The sequence below is a fragment of the Arthrobacter sp. zg-Y919 genome (genome assembly GCF_030142045.1).
Classification (GTDB): domain Bacteria; phylum Actinomycetota; class Actinomycetes; order Actinomycetales; family Micrococcaceae; genus Arthrobacter_B.
On the sequence record NZ_CP126242.1, the window covers coordinates 1,308,293 to 1,327,031 of the forward strand.

Annotated in this window: 18 protein-coding genes; 12 read left to right on the forward strand and 6 right to left on the reverse strand. The window is 67.1% G+C overall.

All coding sequences use genetic code 11. The features are described from left to right. The first annotated feature begins 113 nt into the window (after window positions 1-113). Window positions 114-965, forward strand: coding sequence for a PIG-L deacetylase family protein (locus tag QNO10_RS06240; RefSeq protein ID WP_229948647.1), 852 nt, complete (start codon window positions 114-116; stop codon window positions 963-965). Here QNO10_RS06240 and QNO10_RS06245 read toward each other — a convergent pair. The 3 genes from QNO10_RS06245 to QNO10_RS06255 form a co-directional block, all read right to left on the reverse strand. Then, entirely contained in the window at window positions 962-1,780 is an 819-nt protein-coding gene (locus QNO10_RS06245) for a DUF427 domain-containing protein (protein WP_229948645.1), read from the reverse strand. The genes QNO10_RS06240 and QNO10_RS06245 overlap by 4 nt on opposite strands. Window positions 1,781-1,909: 129 nt before the next feature. After that, the gene (locus QNO10_RS06250; protein ID WP_229948644.1) at window positions 1,910-2,551 is read right to left on the reverse strand and encodes an MBL fold metallo-hydrolase; all 642 of its coding nucleotides are present in this window, start codon (window positions 2,549-2,551) and stop codon (window positions 1,910-1,912) included. After that, a complete protein-coding gene (locus QNO10_RS06255; protein ID WP_229948643.1) occupies window positions 2,551-3,636 on the reverse strand; it encodes an S-(hydroxymethyl)mycothiol dehydrogenase in 1,086 nt (361 codons plus the stop codon). The genes QNO10_RS06250 and QNO10_RS06255 overlap by 1 nt, the downstream gene beginning before the upstream one ends. 211 nt (window positions 3,637-3,847) lie before the next feature. Between QNO10_RS06255 and QNO10_RS06260 the strand changes: the two genes are divergently transcribed. Further along, window positions 3,848-4,864, forward strand: a complete 1,017-nt coding sequence (locus QNO10_RS06260; protein ID WP_229948642.1) for a zinc-dependent alcohol dehydrogenase family protein — start codon at window positions 3,848-3,850, stop codon at window positions 4,862-4,864. Between the two features lie 67 nt (window positions 4,865-4,931). On the opposite strand, the gene QNO10_RS06265 is transcribed toward QNO10_RS06260, so the two are convergent. Beyond that, window positions 4,932-5,156 (reverse strand): mycoredoxin, encoded by a 225-nt coding sequence (locus QNO10_RS06265; protein ID WP_229948929.1) that lies wholly within the window; start codon window positions 5,154-5,156, stop codon window positions 4,932-4,934. A 134-nt stretch (window positions 5,157-5,290) separates the two neighbouring features. Here QNO10_RS06265 and QNO10_RS06270 point away from each other — a divergent pair, with 134 nt between their 5' ends. Beyond that, on the forward strand, window positions 5,291-6,073 hold the full coding sequence (locus QNO10_RS06270; RefSeq protein ID WP_229948641.1) for an SOS response-associated peptidase: 783 nt from the start codon (window positions 5,291-5,293) through the stop codon (window positions 6,071-6,073). Between the two features lie 9 nt (window positions 6,074-6,082). Here the strand turns inward: QNO10_RS06270 and QNO10_RS06275 are convergent, their stop codons facing one another. Next, on the reverse strand, window positions 6,083-6,541 hold the full coding sequence (locus QNO10_RS06275) for a VOC family protein (RefSeq protein WP_229948640.1): 459 nt from the start codon (window positions 6,539-6,541) through the stop codon (window positions 6,083-6,085). A 96-nt stretch (window positions 6,542-6,637) separates the two neighbouring features. Between QNO10_RS06275 and QNO10_RS06280 the strand changes: the two genes are divergently transcribed. Genes QNO10_RS06280 through QNO10_RS06290 form a run of 3 tightly spaced genes read left to right on the forward strand, consistent with a single transcriptional unit; the run spans window position 6,638 to window position 8,369 of the window. Further along, window positions 6,638-6,976 (forward strand): chorismate mutase, encoded by a 339-nt coding sequence (locus tag QNO10_RS06280; protein WP_229948638.1) that lies wholly within the window; start codon window positions 6,638-6,640, stop codon window positions 6,974-6,976. Window positions 6,977-7,027: 51 nt separating this feature from the next. Further along, window positions 7,028-7,597 (forward strand): DUF2087 domain-containing protein, encoded by a 570-nt coding sequence (locus QNO10_RS06285; RefSeq protein WP_229948635.1) that lies wholly within the window; start codon window positions 7,028-7,030, stop codon window positions 7,595-7,597. Next, complete coding sequence (locus QNO10_RS06290) at window positions 7,590-8,369, forward strand: tyrosine-protein phosphatase (protein WP_229948633.1); 780 nt, start codon at window positions 7,590-7,592, stop codon at window positions 8,367-8,369. The genes QNO10_RS06285 and QNO10_RS06290 overlap by 8 nt, the downstream gene beginning before the upstream one ends. 10 nt (window positions 8,370-8,379) lie before the next feature. Here QNO10_RS06290 and QNO10_RS06295 read toward each other — a convergent pair whose 3' ends face one another. Then, complete coding sequence (locus tag QNO10_RS06295) at window positions 8,380-9,423, reverse strand: DUF2776 family protein (RefSeq protein ID WP_229948631.1); 1,044 nt, start codon at window positions 9,421-9,423, stop codon at window positions 8,380-8,382. 272 nt (window positions 9,424-9,695) lie between these two features. Here QNO10_RS06295 and QNO10_RS06300 point away from each other — a divergent pair, with 272 nt between their 5' ends. The 6 genes from QNO10_RS06300 (at window position 9,696) to pgsA (ending at window position 18,661) form a co-directional block, all read left to right on the forward strand. Beyond that, window positions 9,696-11,417 carry an MDR family MFS transporter gene (locus tag QNO10_RS06300; protein ID WP_229948628.1) on the forward strand — a complete coding sequence of 574 codons (1,722 nt, stop codon included), beginning with the start codon at window positions 9,696-9,698 and terminating at the stop codon, window positions 11,415-11,417. A 185-nt stretch (window positions 11,418-11,602) separates the two neighbouring features. Continuing rightward, the gene (locus tag QNO10_RS06305; protein ID WP_229948625.1) at window positions 11,603-11,914 is read left to right on the forward strand and encodes a DUF6504 family protein; all 312 of its coding nucleotides are present in this window, start codon (window positions 11,603-11,605) and stop codon (window positions 11,912-11,914) included. 20 nt (window positions 11,915-11,934) lie between these two features. Next, window positions 11,935-15,348 (forward strand): DNA polymerase III subunit alpha, encoded by a 3,414-nt coding sequence (locus tag QNO10_RS06310; protein ID WP_229948622.1) that lies wholly within the window; start codon window positions 11,935-11,937, stop codon window positions 15,346-15,348. Between the two features lie 75 nt (window positions 15,349-15,423). Further along, window positions 15,424-17,436 carry a threonine--tRNA ligase gene (thrS, locus tag QNO10_RS06315; RefSeq protein ID WP_229948621.1) on the forward strand — a complete coding sequence of 671 codons (2,013 nt, stop codon included), beginning with the start codon at window positions 15,424-15,426 and terminating at the stop codon, window positions 17,434-17,436. Window positions 17,437-17,452: 16 nt separating this feature from the next. Continuing rightward, window positions 17,453-18,037 carry an HIT family protein gene (locus QNO10_RS06320; RefSeq protein ID WP_229948619.1) on the forward strand — a complete coding sequence of 195 codons (585 nt, stop codon included), beginning with the start codon at window positions 17,453-17,455 and terminating at the stop codon, window positions 18,035-18,037. Between the two features lie 3 nt (window positions 18,038-18,040). Further along, the gene (gene pgsA / locus QNO10_RS06325; RefSeq protein ID WP_229948615.1) at window positions 18,041-18,661 is read left to right on the forward strand and encodes a phosphatidylinositol phosphate synthase; all 621 of its coding nucleotides are present in this window, start codon (window positions 18,041-18,043) and stop codon (window positions 18,659-18,661) included. The last annotated feature ends 78 nt before the right edge of the window (window positions 18,662-18,739 follow it).

Genomic DNA, 18,739 nt, shown 5'->3' on the forward strand with positions numbered 1-18,739 from the left:
GCTTCCGGGCAGCTGGCCCGAAGGCTGCAGGCAGAGCGCAGGTACCACCTGCTCGTGGGACCCAGATAAGCGGAGACCTGCCGTGGCGTGCCCTGCAGGCCTAGGCTGGAACGGTGGCAATACTCCAAACCCCGGGCCAGGGGCCGGGAGGTGCCGGAAGGGACCCATCGCGCGTCCTGGCCCTCGTCGTCGCCCACCCCGACGATGACGCCTACGGGCTCGCGGGAACCGTGGCACTGCACGAGGATGATCCGGGGTTCCGTTTCGTCCTGGTCCACGCAACCGACGGAGCCGCCGGGCAGATCGATCCGTCGTATCCACCGGTCAACGAGCCGCTGGGCCGGATCCGGCGGCGGGAGACGGACGCCGCCTGGACGGCGCACGGCAGGCCCCCCGACCGCCACGAGTGGCTGGATTACGACGACGGCGCAGTCGCCGCAGTTCCCTTTGCGGAGCTGGTTGAGCGGATCGGCGGCATCCTGGCGCAGGAGCGGCCCGACGTCGTCGCCACTTTCGGTCCGGACGGGCTGACCGGGCACCCGGACCATATAGCCGTGGGTGCTGCGACGGATGAGGCATTCGCGGGTCTGCGGGGCGACGGCGGCCGGGGACTGCAGCGGCTGCTGCACGGGGGCGTGTGCCGCTCCACCTGGGAACGGTGGAACCGCACCCGGATCCGGCACGGCCTCCAACCATGGGCCGAGGACCGGGTGTATGACGTCCATCCGGTTCCGGACGAGCAGATCGGGGTCGAGGTGGACGTCCACAGCGTCGCACACCGCGTTGTGGCGGGCCTGCTGGAACACCGGACCCAGCGCCATGTGGTTTCCCCCGGTGTGCCGCCGGACGTCGACGAAGACGCCCGCTGGGGCCGCACCGTGGCGACGGAAATGCTGGCCATCGCCTGGCCGCCGCAGCCGGCCGGGGCCGCACGGCTCGGTGATGTGTTCGAGGGACTGGACTAGAAGCGGAACAGGGAATCGATTTCCTGCTTGGCGTCGTCGACGTAGACCTCGGTGCGCTCGTCAAAGAACGAAATCCGGTCCTTCAGCTGCGCCGAGTCCGGCAGCACCACCTCGTAAGACCAGGCCAGGTCGGTTCCCCTGGCATGCCCGGCCACCGACCAGTAGTTCGCCGTCCCCTTGTACGGGCAGACGGACCGGGTGAGGGACGCGTCCAGGACATCCCAGTCCACGTCCTGCCGGGGAAAGTACGTCCGCGGCGGCAGCATCGTTTCGTAGACAAGGAGCGGCTGCCGGGTCTCTGCCAGCAGCTGTCCGTCCAGATGCACCCGCACCGCACGCGAGGAATCCCTGGCATCGACCCGGTGGAAGGGATCCCGGGGGTGCCCCTCGACCGTCGTGTCCTCCTCGAGCCACCGGTCAAACGCAGTGAAATCCAGCAGTACATATCCGGCAAGATCCGGATCGTCGGGCCGGAATCCGGCACCCGGCAGGTTATGCAGCCCGGCGCGCAGGTCCAGTGCCTGGCCGGGAGCTGTGTGCGCGGAGAACGGATAGCGCGGGTCCATCAGGGCATCCGGGGGCACCTCGGCCAGCGGGTCCCGGCCGGGTTCGGCCGCGAAGGTCAGTTCCGCGGCGATGTCTCCGGCCGGCACGGCGTAAATGGGGGTGACCCGCCGCGGCTCGTAGGCCAGCACGGCGCTGGTGGAATCCACCACGGTGTTCCCGCCGAGCTGCGCCCGGATACGCCGCGGCGTCGGTTCGTAGCGCAGCTCAGGCAGGAGTCGAAAGAAAGCGGGACTGATGTGCAGCGCCATAGTCCCAGTGTCTGGCGGGCCGGGAGCGGAAACAAGGTCCTGCCGAACGAAATCGGGAGACTTAAAGTGGAATGCCCCGGGCTTCCGACCGGGGCATTCCTTTCCTGTCGCGGGAAATGTGCGGCTGTCCTAGTGCCCCCGGTCGATCCATTCCTGCAGGTGCGGACCTTCGGCGGCGATGGATGTCGAATCCCCGTGTCCGGTGAGCACCTTCGTCTCCGCCGGCAGCGTCAGCAGACGCTCCCGGATGGACTCGATGATGGTCGGGAAGTCGCTGTAGGAGCGGCCCGTGGCGCCGGGTCCGCCGGAGAACAGCGTGTCACCGCTGAACACCACCGGCTCCGGGACGTCCTCGCCGGCGGCCAGCGAGAAGCACACGGAGCCCGGGGAATGGCCCGGGGTGTGCAGGGCGCGCAGGGTATGGCCCGCAATCTCGAACGTGTCACCGTCCTCAATCACGTCGTCGGGTCCCTCGTCCGGGAACACCGCGTCCCAGAGCATCCGGTCCGCCTCGTGCAGGAACACCGGCGCGCTGAACCGGTCGCGGGCTTCGCCGACGGCACGGATGTGGTCGTCATGCCCGTGCGTAAGCAGGATGGCCATAACCTCCCGCTCACCCACGGCTTCGGCTACCGCGTTGATGTTGTGCGCCGGGTCGATGACGATCACCTGGGCGTCGTCGCCGACGATCCAGACGTTGTTGTCCACGTCCCAGGTGCCGCCGTCCAGGGAGAACGTCCCCGACGTGACTACGTTGTCGATCCGGAACATTACAGCTCCACCACCGAACGCAGGACCTTGCCGTCGTGCATCTTGGTGAAGGCTTCCTCAATGTCGCCCAGGCCGATGCGCTCGGTAACGAAGGCATCCAGGTCCAGCCGGCCCAGCCGGTACTGTTCCACCAGCATGGGGAAGTCCCGCGACGGCAGGCAGTCGCCGTACCAGGAGGACTTCAGGGAGCCGCCGCGGCCGAAGACGTCTGCCAGCGGCAGTTCGATCTTCATCTCTGGATCGGGCACACCCACCAGCACCACGCGGCCGGCGAGGTCGCGGGCGTAGAAGGCCTGCTTATAGGTTTCCGGACGTCCCACGGCATCGATCACGACGTCGGCGCCGAAGCCGCCGGTGAGGGCGCGGATGGCCTCCACCGGATCCTCGTCCTTGGAATTGATCCCGTGCGTGGCGCCCTGTGCCAGCGCCAGATCGACCTTGGCGGAGTCGATGTCCACGGCGATGATGGTGGTCGCGCCGGCCAGCTTCGCGCCGGCGACGGCGGCAATGCCCACGCCGCCGCAGCCGATGACGGCCACGGATTCCCCGCGCTGCACGGCGCCGGTGTTGATGGCGGCACCGATGCCGGCCATCACGCCGCAGCCGAGCAGGCCCACGGCGGCGGCGTCGACGTCGTCGTCCACCTTGGTGCACTGGCCGGCGGCCACGAGGGTCTTCTCGGCGAACGCGCCGATGCCCAGGGCCGGCGTCAATTCGGTGCCGTCCTCCAGGGTCATCTTCTGCGTGGCGTTGGCGGTGTTGAAGCAGTACTGCGGCTCGCCCTTGCGGCAGGCACGGCATTCCCCGCACACAGCGCGCCAGTTCAGCACCACGCGGTCGCCCGGGGCCACTTCGGTGACGTCCGGGCCGACGGCGGACACAACGCCGGTGGCTTCGTGGCCGAGCAGGAACGGATAGTCATCATTGATGGCCCCCTGCTTGTAGTGCAGGTCCGTGTGGCAGACGCCGCAGGTGAGGATGTCCACCAGCGCCTCGCCGGGTCCGGGGTCCGGAACCAGGATGGTCTCCAGGGAGACGGGGGCGTTCTTTTCCTTGACGACTACGGCCTGAACCTTATGAACCATGAGTGTGCTGCCTCTTTCGATATCCGGGCGGGGCGCAAAATCCAGCATCCCGCATTTCCATCCTAGGGAGCCGGAGCGCCGGGGGCGAAGCCGGGATTGCTCTTCCGCTCCCGGCTCAACTGCCGGGGGCTGCCGCGGGGTGCGGTGCCGCCCTAGCATGGGAGCGGGGAACGGTCCGGAATCCGCCGCCTACCAGTGCAGGAAGTGCCCCATGCAAGGAACCCTGATGTACGGAGAGCGGGATGTCCGGGTGGAGGATTTGCCCCGGCCGGTCCTCCAGGACCCCACGGACGCCATCCTGAGGGTGGTGGCCGCCTGCGTCTGCGGATCGGATTTGTGGCCGTACCGCGGAATCGATCCGGTACGCCGTCCCCGCCCGATGGGGCACGAATACGTGGGTGTGGTCGAAGACGTGGGCGCTGCGGTTTCACGAATCCGGCCGGGCCAGTTTGTGGTGGGTTCGTTCTTTGCTTCGGACAACACCTGCGAAATCTGCAGGGCGGGATATCAGAGCCGCTGTGTGCAGGCCGCCGGCGTCGGCGGAGCGCAGGCCGAATATCTGAGGATTCCCCTCGCGGACGGCACACTCGTGGCGACGGCGGAAATGCCGGATGACGACCTGGTTCCGTCCCTGCTCGCGGCCTCCGATGTGCTGGGCACCGGATGGTTCGGGGCGGTGGCGGCCGAAGCCGGCCCCGGGAAAACCGTTGCCGTGGTGGGAGATGGCGCGGTGGGACTCCTCGCCGTGCTGGCGGCCCGCGAATTGGGCGCCGAACGGATCATCGCCATGAGCAGCCACCCGGACCGCCAGGCACTCGCCCGGGAGTTCGGCGCCACCGACATTGTTGCGGAACGGGGCGACGACGGCGTGGCCGCCGTTCGGAAACTGACCGGGGGACTGGGTGCGCACAGCGTGGTGGAGGCGGTGGGCACCCAGTCTTCGATGCTGCAGGGCATCGGCTGCACCCGGCCCGGAGGACACATGGGCTACGTGGGCGTGCCACACGGTGTCCAGCTGCCCGGCGAGCAGCTCTTCTTCAGCGAAATCCACCTGCTCGGCGGACCGGCGCCCGTGCGCAGGTTTCTGCCCGAACTGATGGAGCTGATCCTGCAGCGGAAGATCAACCCGGGGAAGGTCTTCACCCTCGAACTGCCGCTTGGGCAGGCCGCGGAAGGCTACCGCGCCATGGACGAGCGGCGGACCATCAAGGCACTGCTGCGTCCCTGACCGCCGTCCGGCCCGGTTCAGGCCGGACTGGTGCAGGCCGGACCGCGGCCCGGGATGACGGGAGCTGCTAGAGCCCCAGCCGCGACTTCACTTCCGAGGCCGAAGGGTTCGTGGCCGAGGAGCCGTCCGGGAAAATCACGGTGGGTACGGTCTGGTTGCCGCCGTTCAGCGAAGCGACCAGGTCCGCGGTGCCTTCAACATCTTCAATGTTGACCTCCGTGTAGCCGATGCCCTGCGCGTCCAGCTGGGACTTCAGACGGCGGCAGTATCCGCACCAGGACGTGGAGAACATGGTGATGGTCCCGGTTGCGGGGGTGAAGGCTTCAGCAGTGGCAGCCACGGGGGTTGCTCCTCTTGGTCGAAATGGATAGTTGCCTCTTTCAACTGTATTCCGGCCGCCGGCATTCCCGGTGGCAGACTGGAGGCATGTGCGGAAGATACGTCATGGCCCGTTCCGTGGGGGACCTGGTGGCTGAGGCCGAAGCGGAGGCCGACGCGAACCTGGAGCTGCGGGCCTCCTGGAACGTGGCGCCGACGTCGGACGTGCCGGTGGTCCTGGAACGGTTGGTGGACGTGCCCGGCCGGGGACGGACGCAGGTGCGCCAGGTCCATGTGGCCCGGTGGGGCCTGGTACCGGGCTGGGCACGCGATGCGTCCGTCGGGTCCCGGGCGTTTAACGCCCGCAGCGAGACGGTGCTGGAGAAACCGACCTTCCGCGAAGCAGTTCTCTCGCGCCGCTGTGCCGTGCCGGTGGACGGCTACTACGAATGGAAGGCCGGACCCGGCTCAAGCCGCCGGCCGTTCTCTGTATCCCGGGCCGACGGTGCCCCGATCTTCTTTGCGGGCCTGTATGAATGGTGGCGGGATCCGGCCAAGGCAGAAGACGATCCGGAGAAGTGGCTGCTCTCGACATCGATCCTCACTGTCGCCTCCCCGCCGGCGGCGAGCGCCGAACCGGTGCTGCGGGAACTGGCCGCCCTGCATGACCGGCTGCCGCTGCCCCTGTCCCGGGACGCGATGGCTGCCTGGCTGGATCCGGCCCGGCACGACGCCGGCGCACTGGTGGCCATGGCCGCGGCGCAGGCGTATACGGCGGCGGCGGACTGGGTGCTGGCAGAAGCCCACCCGGCGGTCGGCAACGTGCGTAATGACGGCGCGTACCTGCTGCAGCCGGATCCGGAATCAGTCCTGCCGGAAGCGCTCTTCTAGTCCTGCCGGCTAGAGTCCAGGTCCGGGTGTCTCGGGGACGATCATGGTCAGGGTGACCTTGCCGTCGGCGTCCACGCTGAGTCCGGGATTGAAGCAGACCTCCCAGCGCAGTCCATCCGGGTCGGTGAAGTAGCCCGAGTAGCCTCCCCAGCTCATCTGGGTCCCCGGGGCGGTGATGAGCCCGCCCGCGGCGGCGGAGCTGGCCAGTACGGCGTCGACCTCGGCGGCGGAATCCACGTTATGCCCGAGCGTGAGGGGCGCGTTGTGGAGTTCCCCCACCGGACCGGCTTCGGCCGCCAAATGGTCGGCCCGGAAGAAGGCCAGGAGCAGGCCATGGTTGATCTGGAAGAAGACAACTTCGTCCGGCTCGTACTGCACCGGCTCCCAGCCCAGGCGCGAAACATAAAAGGCGTAGGTTACTTCGAGGTCCCGTACGCCTACGGTAACCACGGAAACGGAAGGATTCACGTCCTTGATCCTGCCATGAACCCGCGGATTGGCCGCTACCCGTGCAGCGCAGTCCAGGTTCCGCGCCGGTGCGCCCGTGGTGGTTACTCTTAAGGCATGGAAGCAGCTGAGCAGAAACCCGTTCCGGGACAGCTAGACAATGTCCGGACGGCAATTGATGAAATCGACGAGGAAATTGTCGCGCTGATCTGGCGGCGGCAGCGGCTGGTCCGGCTTGCCGGGGGACTGAAGGACAACGACGACGCCGTCCGGTCGCCCAAGCGCATGGAGGAAGTCATTGCCCACGTCCGGCACGCGGCCGAGGAGCAGGACGGCGACTGCAACGTGGTGGAACGCACCTACACGGCCATGATCGAGGCCTTCATCGACTACGAGCTTAAGGTCCGCCACGAGATGGAGACCCAGCGCAAGCTGGACGCATTCAGCCGCAGCTAGCCCGAAGCCATCCGGTAGGTTGTGCCCCATGACAACAACCGTGGCCGCACCATGAGCGGCAGCCTCCCGGCCCCGGATAACCGTTGGCGTCCGGTGGCGGCAGCGCTCGCGGACGGGCGGCGCCTGCACCTGTACGCCCGGGCCGTGCTGGCCGCCGACGACGGCGCGCCACTGGACCCGGATGATCTCACCCCAGCGGAAGCCAAGTCGCTGGCCGTGCTGACGAAGGCCGGCCTGCTCCACATCGGCGGGCGCGGCATCGAGCCCGTCCCGTCTGCCTTCGCCGACCTGCTGGCTGCCGGTGTGCGCCCTCCGGACACCTCCGCACGCCGGTTCCTGGTCAACGGGAAGCTTGAGACCTATCCCCGCAAACGTTCGGACCGGCTCGAGCTGCTGCATTTCCTGGCGGGGGAGGTTTTTGAACATGCCCGGCCTCCGGAACCGGGACTGCGGCCGGTGCTGACGGAGCAGGAACTCACCACCCGGCTGGCGGCCTTCACTGCCGACCCCGCTGCCATCCGCCGCTATCTGGTGGATGAGGGCATCGTGGCCCGGGACGCCGCAGGAACCCAGTACTGGCTCACCCGTCCCCGCCCGGCGGAAGGAATGGAATTTGCCTAGTTTCCCGGATACGGCCAAGCTCGCTGCAGTCGACGCGGCTCCCGGCACTCCCGTCGCCGTGGAAGGCCTGGTGAACTTCCGTGATCTGGGCGGGCGACGCCGGAGCGACGGCACGCTTACTCCGCACGGTGTCTTCTTCCGCTCCGAAACGGTTGACCTGATCCGGCCCGGCGGCTGGGACACCCTCCATGCGCTGGGAGTGCGTACCGTCGTCGACCTCCGCCAGCCGCCCGAACGTACACGGGACACTACCGCCCGCCCGGACTGGCTCACCACGGTTGCCGTGGACCTGGACGGTCTGGCCGGGAACCCGGAGTTCTGGGAGGGGTACTGGGACAACGGGCTGATGGGAACGCCGCTGTACTACCTTCCGCACCTCACCCGGCTGCCGGACCGCATGGGCGCCGTCCTCACCGCGCTCGCCGATGCCCCGCCGGGCGGGGTGCTTTTCCACTGCATGGCAGGGAGGGACCGGACCGGCATGACCGCCATGGTCCTGCTCGCGGCGGTGGACGCGGAGCCGGAGGAGATCCGGGAGGACTACTTCGAAACCGTCCGGAACGCGGACGCCTTCGCAGCAGCAACGGGACGGCCCAATCCGGAGGCAGAGAGCGAAAAACTGTGCGCCGGGCAGGGAACCAGTATGGACGGTGCCTTCCGTGCGGCGGTGGACGGCTTTTCGCTGCAGCGGCTCTTTGACGACGCCGGGCTGCCGGAAGCAGTCCGCACCGGCATCCGCTCCTGGCGGGGAGCAGTTTCCGCCAAGCCTTAACGCTGCTCTGCTACTCCGACGTTCCCGCTTCGAGGATCGACACGATTGAGAAGAGCGTAAAGCAGACAGCTCCGAGTCCAACCAGCACGTGCGCGGGGACAAAGAACGCCGGGTCTGTGCCTGCGGCCTCAAAGAGGAACGCGGCGAAGAACAGGCAGGTGAGCGCTGTTCCGATGGGCATCAGCGGGATGCGGTTGGCCAGGGCAAACGTGCGGCGCCAGACGAGGGCGAGCAACAGCACCTTCGACAGGATGCTGAAGCAGATCAGCCCGAGGCCGATCAGCACACATCCCGGGGCCAGCCGATAGGGCTCGTGTGAGCTGAACAGCACGAATAGCCCGAGCAGCACATTGACCGTGCCTGCGGCAGCGACGAGCCTGGGCCAGGCTAAACGTTCACCATCGCTGAATTCGTTGCGCACCTGGCGCACGATGCTCGCGACCAGGGCGATCAGCGACGTGCAGATCGCCGACAGGCCGATCAGGACGTGCCCGGCAACGAATCCGGGAGTATCTCCGCGCACCAACAGGCCGGCCGCGAGGGAGAAACCGGCGACGGCGGCCACAACCGGGACTGCGAGCAGCACGGCGCCGATGGTGCGGGAGTGGGCACCTTCCGGCGGGCCGCCCTGAGGCTCGAGCAACTGAGCTGACTGGATGAGAGTGAATTTTGTGGACGCAGCCGCGACGGTGCTGACGCACGCGGCGACGAAACCGACGCCGATCACAACGAAGCCCGCCGTGAGGTTCTCCGCGGTGTTCTCCCGGTTGGCTAGAACGATGCCCCAGATGATGGCGGCGGCCGCAGCCGCGTAGCCGGAGAGCGGCAGGATGATCGCCCACACGCGCCCATAGCGGTTGATGAGCTGCCTGATGATGGTGGCCGCCGTAGTGAACAGTGCATAACAGATGGAGGTCAGCCCGACGTTGACGTGTCCGGCGATAAAGTGATCGGCATCGTTCGGCCCGGCCAGGATGTAGAGGCCAAAGGACAGGCAGACGGCGCCCATCAGAAGCGGTATGGCGCGGAAAATGACACTTATTGTACGGTTCATGGCGTACCCCGAAGGTGATCCCGTGCGGCTTCGACATCATGGCCGGTCCGCGGTAGTGCCAGTGTGCGCCTGTCCTCCCCGCGGAACAACGCCGGGGCAGGGAGCAGTTCCTTAGGCTATGTACCTTCACGCCCTCCACCGCCACGACGCTTGTCGCTACCGCGGGCATGGGTGCCCGCCGCCGCCCGTTGACTTGGCAGGACGGCGGGCGTCGAATGGAAGTTCCAACCGGGCTGCCTTCATCCGGCGGAAATTTCCCCAAGGAGGAGTGCATGGCTGACAGGTTTGCTCCCCACGGAGCCACTGCAACACATCCGGTTGCGGGCATGGCCGGTGCCATGGGTGCCCCGGTCAACGCCGTCCCCCTGGTTGCACATACGCCGCCTTCCCAGACAGCGCCACCCACCGGCGGGGCCACCGCACGGGGCGGCACTGATCTGGAAGATGCTGGTCTTCAAGACGCCGGTACGGGTGATGCCCCCGGGCATTCGCGGCGCCAAATCGCCGTCATCTTCACCGGCCTGATGCTGGCGGTGCTGATCGCCGCCCTGGACCAGACCATCGTGTCCACCGCCCTGCCCACCATCGTGGGGGACCTGCAGGGAATGGACCACCTGTCCTGGGTGATCACCGCCTACCTGCTGACCTCCACCATCGGACTGCCGATCTACGGCAAGCTCGGGGACCTGCTCGGACGCAGGAACATCTTCATTTTCGCCATCGTGGTCTTCCTCGCCGGCTCCGCCCTGTCCGGGCAGGCGCAGAGCATGGCCGAGCTCATCACCTACCGTGCGGTCCAGGGCGTGGGCGGCGGCGGGCTGATCATCGGTGCGCAGGCAATCATCGGCGACATTGTTCCCGCCCGCGAGCGCGGCAGGTACATGGGACTGATCGGAGCGGCATTCGGCATTGCCTCCGTGAGCGGACCGCTCCTGGGCGGCTACCTTACCGACTACTGGTCCTGGCGGTGGGTCTTCTACATCAACCTGCCCATCGGCCTGATCGCGCTCGCAGTCATCATCGCCGCCCTGCATCTGCCGCGCTCGGACCGCAGGGGCATCCGGCTGGATTATGCCGGAGCCGCCCTGCTGGCCATCGGCAGTGCCGCCCTGGTGCTGCTGACCAGCTGGGGCGGGAACAACTACGCGTGGACCTCACCGACCATCCTCACGCTGGGAGCGGTGGCCGCCGCCGCCGTCGCAGTCTTCATTCCCGTGGAGTTGCGCGCACCCGAACCGATCCTCCCGCTGCGCCTGTTCAGGATCCGCAACTTCCTGATCTGCACGCTGGTGGGGCTGGCGGTGGGGCTGGCCATGTTCGGCTCCATCGCCTACCTGCCCACCTTCCTGCAGATCGTCAACGGGGCAAACCCCACCATGTCCGGGCTGATGATGCTTCCGATGACGGCGGGGCTGCTGACCACCTCCATAGGCACGGGGCAGCTGATTGCCCGGACCGGCAGGTACAAGATCTATCCGATTCTGGGGTCCCTCACCATGGTCGGAGGCCTGCTGCTGCTCTCACGCATTTCCAGTACGACGCCGTACATCCTCACCGCACTCGGCATGTTCGTGCTGGGGCTGGGAATCGGCGCCCTGATGCAGAACGTGGTGCTGATTGTGCAGAACAGCGTCCCCGCCAAGGACATGGGCACAGGGGTCTCCACCGCCAACTACTTCCGGCAGATGGGCGGGTCGCTGGGGATTGCCCTCTTCGGCTCCCTGTTCATCCGGCGGCTCAATGACCAGCTGGTCTCCGCCCCGCCGGGTGCCGGCGACGAGGCCTCCGGAGGCGCCAACTCCATCAGCCCGGACAGCATCAGGGCGCTGCCTGTCCCCGCCCAGGACTTCATCAAGTCCGCCTTCGGCGAGGCGCTGCCGCCGATCTTTCTGCTGGGGGTGCCGATCCTGGGGGCGGCCTTTGTCCTGACGCTGTTTATCGTGCAGCAGCCGCTGGCCCGGACGGCACGGGTGGACGTGGACGGGAACCGGTAGTCGGGACGCCCGGCTCCACTTCGATCCATCCTGCATGTGGTGTCGCTTGTCCCCGGCTGGTCGTACACTGGTGGCGGAGCTATTCGAACATATGTTCGAATTGGTTGCCAATGGATAACCAACGGATAACCAGAGGGTGAGGACGTCGGCGCAGAGCAGACGTACCGGGGCGGGGAGGAAGCTGAATGGGTGTCTTCAGCGAAGCAATAGAGGTGGTGTGCTCGCCCGCGGGCCAGCCTCTCCGGATCGTCTGGGGTGGACGCACCTACAAGGTGGGGGCCGACCCGGTGCGCTGGTATGAACGCCGCAACTGGTGGGAAGAGGAAACCCGCGCTGAACGCGGGCGGGGAGCCGGACTGGTGGATACCGAGATCTGGCGGGTCCAGGCCCGTGCCAATGACCGCTCCGACCTGCGCACCCTGGACCTCTCACACCATGTCCGCAGCAACCGCTGGCGCCTGATCCGGATCCACGACGCCCTGAGGGACAGTGCCTAATGGAAGACGGCGCCTAAACAATGAGCTTCATCCACCTGCACGCAGCCACCGCCTTCAGCGCCCACTACGGGGTGTCCTGGCCCGAGGAGATGGCACAGGCAGCAGCGGCAGACGGCGCTGATGCGCTCGCCTGCACCGACCGGGACGGACTCTACGGAACGGTCAAGCACCTGCGCGCCTGCATGGAGGCGGGAATCGATCCCATCGTCGGCGTGGACCTGGCCGTGCTGGATGCAGCCAATGCCGTGACGGGCCGGGTTGTCATCCTCGCGCACGGGCACAACGGGGGTGCGGGCTACCGTGCACTGTGCCGGCTGATCTCCGCCGCGCACGCTGCGACCTCGGCTTCCCGGGCGCGTGCCGGCAAACCGGTGGGCATCACTGTGGAGCAGCTTGCCGGGTATGTCTGCACCGAGGGGGAGAGTACAGGGGAGGGGGAACCGGTCCTCACCGTCCTGGTGGGGCCCCAGTCCGACGTCGGCCAGGCCATGCGCAGCCGCAGCTACGCCGTCGCCCGCACCCTGTTCACCCGCTGGCGCTCGCTGATCCCGGCCCGGGCGCTCGCCGTCGAGGTGGTCACCCATCTGTCCGCGCCGGGGGAGAACCTCAGCCTGGCCCACGCCGTGCGGATGTTCCGCCTCGCCGATGAGATGCGTGTGCCGGCCATCCTGACCAACGCGGTGAGGTACGTGGACGAGGACGGCGCCGCCACCGCGGACGTGCTCGACGCCGCGCGCTCGCTGACTTCGCTCTCCCACCTTCCGGACCGGCAACCCAACGGGCAGGGATGGCTCAAGGGCACACGGGAGATGACCGCACTTGCCCGGGAAGTCAGCTCGGAGGCGGACTGCGGTTCCTCCGGCGCCGTAAAGATGCTCGCCGACACTGCGGCGCTCGCGGACCTTTGCCGGATAGACCCCGTGGCGGACATGGGCTGGAAGCAGCCCGTAGTGCCCGAAGCCTCGGTGATCGGCATTGAAGCCGAACCCATGATCGAACTGCGCCAGCGCTGCGAGGCGGGGATTACCCGGAGGCTGCGTGCCCGGGACTCCATCGCCGAAGCCGAACTGCGCAACCGGCTCGAACACGAGCTGGGCATTATCGAGCGGCTGGGCTTCGCCTCGTACTTCCTCACGGTTGCCGAAGTCTCGGCCATGATCACCGGCATGGGGGTACGCGCCGCGGCCCGGGGGTCGGGAGCGTCCTCACTGGTGAACTACCTGCTGGGCGTCAGCCACGTGAATCCGCTGGACCACGACCTGATCTTCGAACGCTTCCTGTCCCGGGACCGCTCCACACTGCCGGACATCGACATTGACGTTGAAAGCGCCGAGCGGCACAACGTCTATCACCGCATCTTCGAACGCTTCGGCTCCGAACGGGTCACGCTGATGAGCATGCAGAACGGCTACCGTGCCCGGGGAGCGGTGCGCGACGCCGGCCTGGCGCTGGGTATGCCCGAGGAGGAGATCGGCGCTGTGGCTAAACAGCTGTGGCGTTTCTCGGCCCGCAACTTCCGCGAGGCGCTCGCCGAAAAGCCCGAACTGCGGGAATTCTCCGGCCAGGTGGAAAAGAACCAGCAGCTGGACCTGCTGGTGGACCTCACCGAACGCCTGGACCGGCTGCCCCGGCACATCTCCATGCATCCCTGCGGCGTGATCCTGGGCGACACCTCCCTGCTGGACCGCACCCCGGTGCAGCCCAGCGGCCTGGGCCTGCCCATGTCCCAGTTCGACAAGCACGACATGGACCCCATGGGCATGCTCAAACTCGATGTGCTGGGTGTGCGGATGCAGAGCGCCATGGCCTTCGCCGTGCGCGAGGTGGTGCGGGTGCATTCCTCCCGCGAGGAAGTCATTGCCGCAGGCCGGCACCGGGAGGGGGAGGACCTGCCGGATCCGGAGTTCATCGAACCCGACGGCCGGATCAACCTGGACGCCGTGCCGTTCGACGACGAACCCACCTACGAACTGATCCGCAGCACCCACACCCTGGGCTGCTTCCAGATCGAATCACCGGGACAACGCGAGCTGGTGGGCAAGCTGGCGCCGCGGGAATTCAACGACCTGATTATCGACATTTCCCTGTTCCGGCCCGGCCCGATGAAATCCGACATGGTCCGGCCGTTCCTGGAGCACCGGCACGGCTGGTCCCCGGAGGTCTACCCGCACGAGGCGCTGCGTCCGGTGCTGGCCGAAACCCACGGCGTCACCGTCTTCCATGAGCAGGTGCTGCGGACACTGAATGTTTTCACCGGGTGCGGGTTGGCGAAAGCGGACGAACTGCGCCGCCTGCTGGGCAACGAAACCGCCGAGCCGGGTGTGGAGGAATACTTCCGCAGCAAGTCCGCCGCCCGCGGCTACACAGCGGAAACCATCGACAAGGTCTGGGACACGCTCAAGGCCTTCGGCAGCTTCGGCTTCTGCAAGGCCCACGGGGCGGCGTTTGCCGTGCCCACCTACCAGTCCGCATGGTTGAAGGCACACCACCCGGCGGCGTTCCTCGCCGGGATCTTCGAGCATGATCCCGGCATGTACCCGCGCCGGCTGCTGGTGGCCGAGGCGCGGCGGATGGGCATCCCCATCCTGCCGCTGGACATCAACCGCAGCGGCGAAACCTACCGGGTGGAGCGGCTCGACGACGGCCGGCTGGGCATCCGGCTGTCCCTGGCCGGAATCTACGGGTTGTCCGCCGTCGAGCTGCGGCGTATTGCCGCCGGCCAGCCCTATGACTCCCTGGCCGACCTGCGTGCCCGTGCCCGGGTCTCCCGGCCCACGCTGCGGCGGCTGGCCCAGCTCGGGGCATTCGACTCGCTCAGCAAACAGATCGGCTCCGAGGGCAGCCGGGCGGACCTCATCCAGTACCTGGACGCCGCCCCGGCCAAGTCTGCGTCCCGGAAGCATGATCCGATTCCCGGGCAGCTTGCCCTGCCGCTGGGGGATACCGAACTGGCGAACCTGCACCACCACCTGCCCGAACCGGGGCTGCGGGAAAAGGTCCGCACCGAACTGGATCTGTTGTCCGTGGACGTCAGTGCGCACCTGATGGAGAGCTACGGGCCGCTGCTGCGCGGACTCGGTGTCACTGCCTCGGAGGCGCTGATGGACCTGCGGAACGGGACCGAGGTGCTGGTCGCCGGCATCCGGGTGGCCACCCAGACTCCACCCATGCGCGGAGGACGCCGGGTGGTGTTCATCAGCCTTGACGACGGCACCGGCTGCATTGACTGCACGTTCTTCCATGAGGCGCAGGAAAAATCCGGTCCATTGCTTTTTGGCACGGAACTGCTGCTGGTCCGTGGACTCACCCGCCGCACCGGGCCCAGGGGCATCAGCCTCCAGGCGCTGGAGGCATGGAACCTGGCGGACACGGACTCACTTCCGGTGCCCGGCCGCCAGCGCGGCATGTTGGTGGGGCCGGTCCGCGGCGGATAACATCGGTACGGGCGGAAGTACGGCCGTGTCCAGGCCGTGCAGCAGACGCCGTACAACGAAATCTAGGAGACAACCGTGTCAGTGCCAGAGAATTTCACCCTCATCGTCGACGGCGAAGAGACCACGGTGGATACTGGCACCACCGGTGCGCAGCTCTTCTTCGACCGGCGCGACGTCGTCGTGATGCGCGTCCACTCCGTCCTCAAGGACCTGGATACCCCGCTGGAGCAGGGCGACGTCGTAGAGTCCGTCACCATCGAGTCCGAAGACGGACTGAATGTGCTGCGCCACTCCACCGCGCACGTGATGGCCCAGGCCGTGCAGCAGCTGCGCCCCGATGCCAAGCTGGGCATCGGCCCGTACATCAAGGACGGCTTCTACTTCGACTTCGACGTCGCCGAGCCGTTCACCCCGGAGGACCTGAAGACCCTCGAGAAGATGATGCAGAAGATCATCAACTCGAACCAGAAGTTCGTCCGCCGCGTGGTCAGCGAAGACGAAGCCCGCGAAGCCATGGCCAACGAGCCGTACAAGCTTGAACTGCTGGGCACGAAGGACGGCGCCGAGGAAGCCGGCGAAGGTGCCGGCATCGAGGTCGGCGCCGGCGAGATCACCATTTACGACAACGTGGACCGCAAGTCCGGCGACGTCGTCTGGTGCGATCTGTGCCGCGGCCCGCACCTGCCCAACACCAAGCTGATCTCCAACGCCTTCGCCCTCACCCGTTCCGCCGCCGCCTACTGGCTCGGCAACCAGAAGAACCAGCAGCTGCAGCGCATCTACGGCACCGCCTGGCCCACCAAGGACGCGCTGAAGGCCTACCAGGAGCGCCTGGCCGAGGCCGAGCGCCGCGACCACCGCAAGCTGGGCACTGAGCTGGACCTGTTCTCCTTCCCGGATGAACTGGGCTCGGGCCTGCCGGTGTTCCACCCCAAGGGTGGCATCATCCGCAAGGCCATGGAGGACTACTCCCGCCAGCGCCACACCGAGGCCGGCTACGAGTTCGTGTACACCCCGCACATCACCAAGGGCCACCTGTACGAGGTTTCCGGCCACCTGGACTGGTACCGCGACGGAATGTTCCCTCCCATGCACGTGGATGAGGTCACCGATCCCGAAACCGGTGAGGTCACCAAGCCCGGCCAGGACTACTACCTGAAGCCGATGAACTGCCCCATGCACAACCTGATCTTCCGCTCCCGCGGACGGTCCTACCGCGAACTGCCGCTGCGCCTGTTCGAATTCGGTTCCGTGTACCGCTACGAGAAGTCCGGCGTGATCCACGGCCTGACGCGCGTGCGGGGCATGACCCAGGACGACGCCCACATCTACTGCACCCGCGAGCAGATGAAGGACGAGCTGACCACCACGCTGAAGTTCGTGCTGGACCTGCTCAAGGACTACGGCCTGGATGACTTCTACCTGGAACTGTCCACCAAGGACCCGGAGAAGTATGTCGGCTCCGACGATGTGTGGGAGGAAGCCACCCGCACCCTCGCCGAGGTGGCCGAAGCCTCCGGCCTGGACCTGGTCCCGGATCCGGGCGGCGCCGCCTTCTACGGCCCGAAGATCTCCGTCCAGGCCCGCGACGCGATCGGCCGCACCTGGCAGATGTCCACCATCCAGCTGGACTTCAACCTGCCCGAGCGGTTCGAGCTGGAGTACCAGGCTGCCGACGGCACCCGCCAGCGCCCGGTCATGATCCACCGCGCCCTGTTCGGTTCCGTGGAACGCTTCATGGCCGTGCTCACCGAGCACTACGCCGGTGCGTTCCCCGCCTGGCTGGCACCGGTGCAGGTGGTGGGTATCCCCGTGGCCGAAGCGTTCAATGACTACATGTTCGACGTCGTCGACAAGCTCAAGGCCCACGGCATCCGCGCCCAGGTGGACACCGGAACCGACCGCTTCCCGAAGAAGATCCGCACCGCGTCCAAGGACAAGGTTCCGTTTGTCCTGATTGCCGGGGGCGACGACGCCGAGGCCGGTGCCGTCTCCTTCCGCTTCCGCGACGGCAGCCAGGACAACGGCGTGCCCGTTGAAGAGGCCGTCAAGCGGATTGTCGAAGCCGTCCGCAACCGGGATAAGTAAGGGCGGCGGGGACGCTATGCGGGAACAGCCTGACGACGCCGCGGTGACGGACAAGTTCGAACTCGCCGGCGTCCCCGACGCGTTCCAGCGGCTCTGGACTCCGCACCGGCTGGCCTACATCAAGGGCGGGCAGAAGCAGGTCTCCTCCAAGGAGACCTGCCCGTTCTGCGCCGCACCGGAGCGGACGGACGAGGAATCGCTGATTGTCCACCGCGGCCGGCACGCCTTCGTGATCCTGAACCTCTTCCCGTACAACGCCGGCCACCTGCTGGTCTGCCCGTACCGGCACGTGCCCGACTACACGGACATTGACCCGGAAGAGACCGCAGAAATTGCGGCCCTGACGCAGACCGCCATGCGGGTGCTGCGCAAGGTGTCCAGCCCCACCGGCTTCAACCTGGGCATGAACCAGGGCGAAACCGGCGGGGCCGGGATTGCCGCCCACCTGCACCAGCACATAGTTCCGCGCTGGGGCGGGGACGGAAACTTCCTGCCGATCATTGCGCAGACCAAGGCCATCACCCAGACCCTCGGCGAGGTGCGCCAACAAGTGGCAGATGCCTGGCCCCAAGAGGGCTCCAGCCCGGACAGTGAGGACTGATACGTGCTCAACAAATACGCACGGGGATTCTTCACTGCCGTCTTCACCCCGCTGGCAAGCTGGCTGCTCCGCCGCGGGGTAACCCCGGACATGGTCACCATTGCCGGCACGCTCGGCGTGATGATCGGCGGACTGGTCTTTTATCCCCTGGGTGAGCTGTTCTGGGGAACCATCTTCATCACCGTCTTCATCTTCTCCGACGTGGTGGACGGGATCATGGCCCGGCAGCAGCAGCGCACCGGCAGCTGGGGCGGGTTCCTGGACTCCACGCTGGACCGCTTCGCCGACGGCGCCCTGTTCGCCGGCGTCGCCATCTGGTTCTTCACCGGCGGCGGAAACGATGCGATCGGCATTGCAGCCGTCCTCTGCCTGGTAGTCGGCATGCTGGTGTCCTACATCCGGGCCAAGGCCGAGTCGCTGGGCTTTAACGCCAGCGTCGGCATCGCCGAGCGTGCCGAGCGGCTGGTCTCCCTGCTCGTCGCCACCGGCCTGGTGGGACTGGGGGTGCCGGAGATCCTGCTGCTGGTGGTCCTGGTCCTGCTGACCCTGGCCAGCTGCGTCACCATCGGACAGCGGATGCACACCGTGCGGAAGCAGGCGAAGCTGGGTAACCCGGCCGCATAGAAGCCACATCAAAAAGGCGGGAACCGAATCATCGGTTCCCGCCTTCTTTTCAACCCGTCCGGACTGACCGGGCTGCTG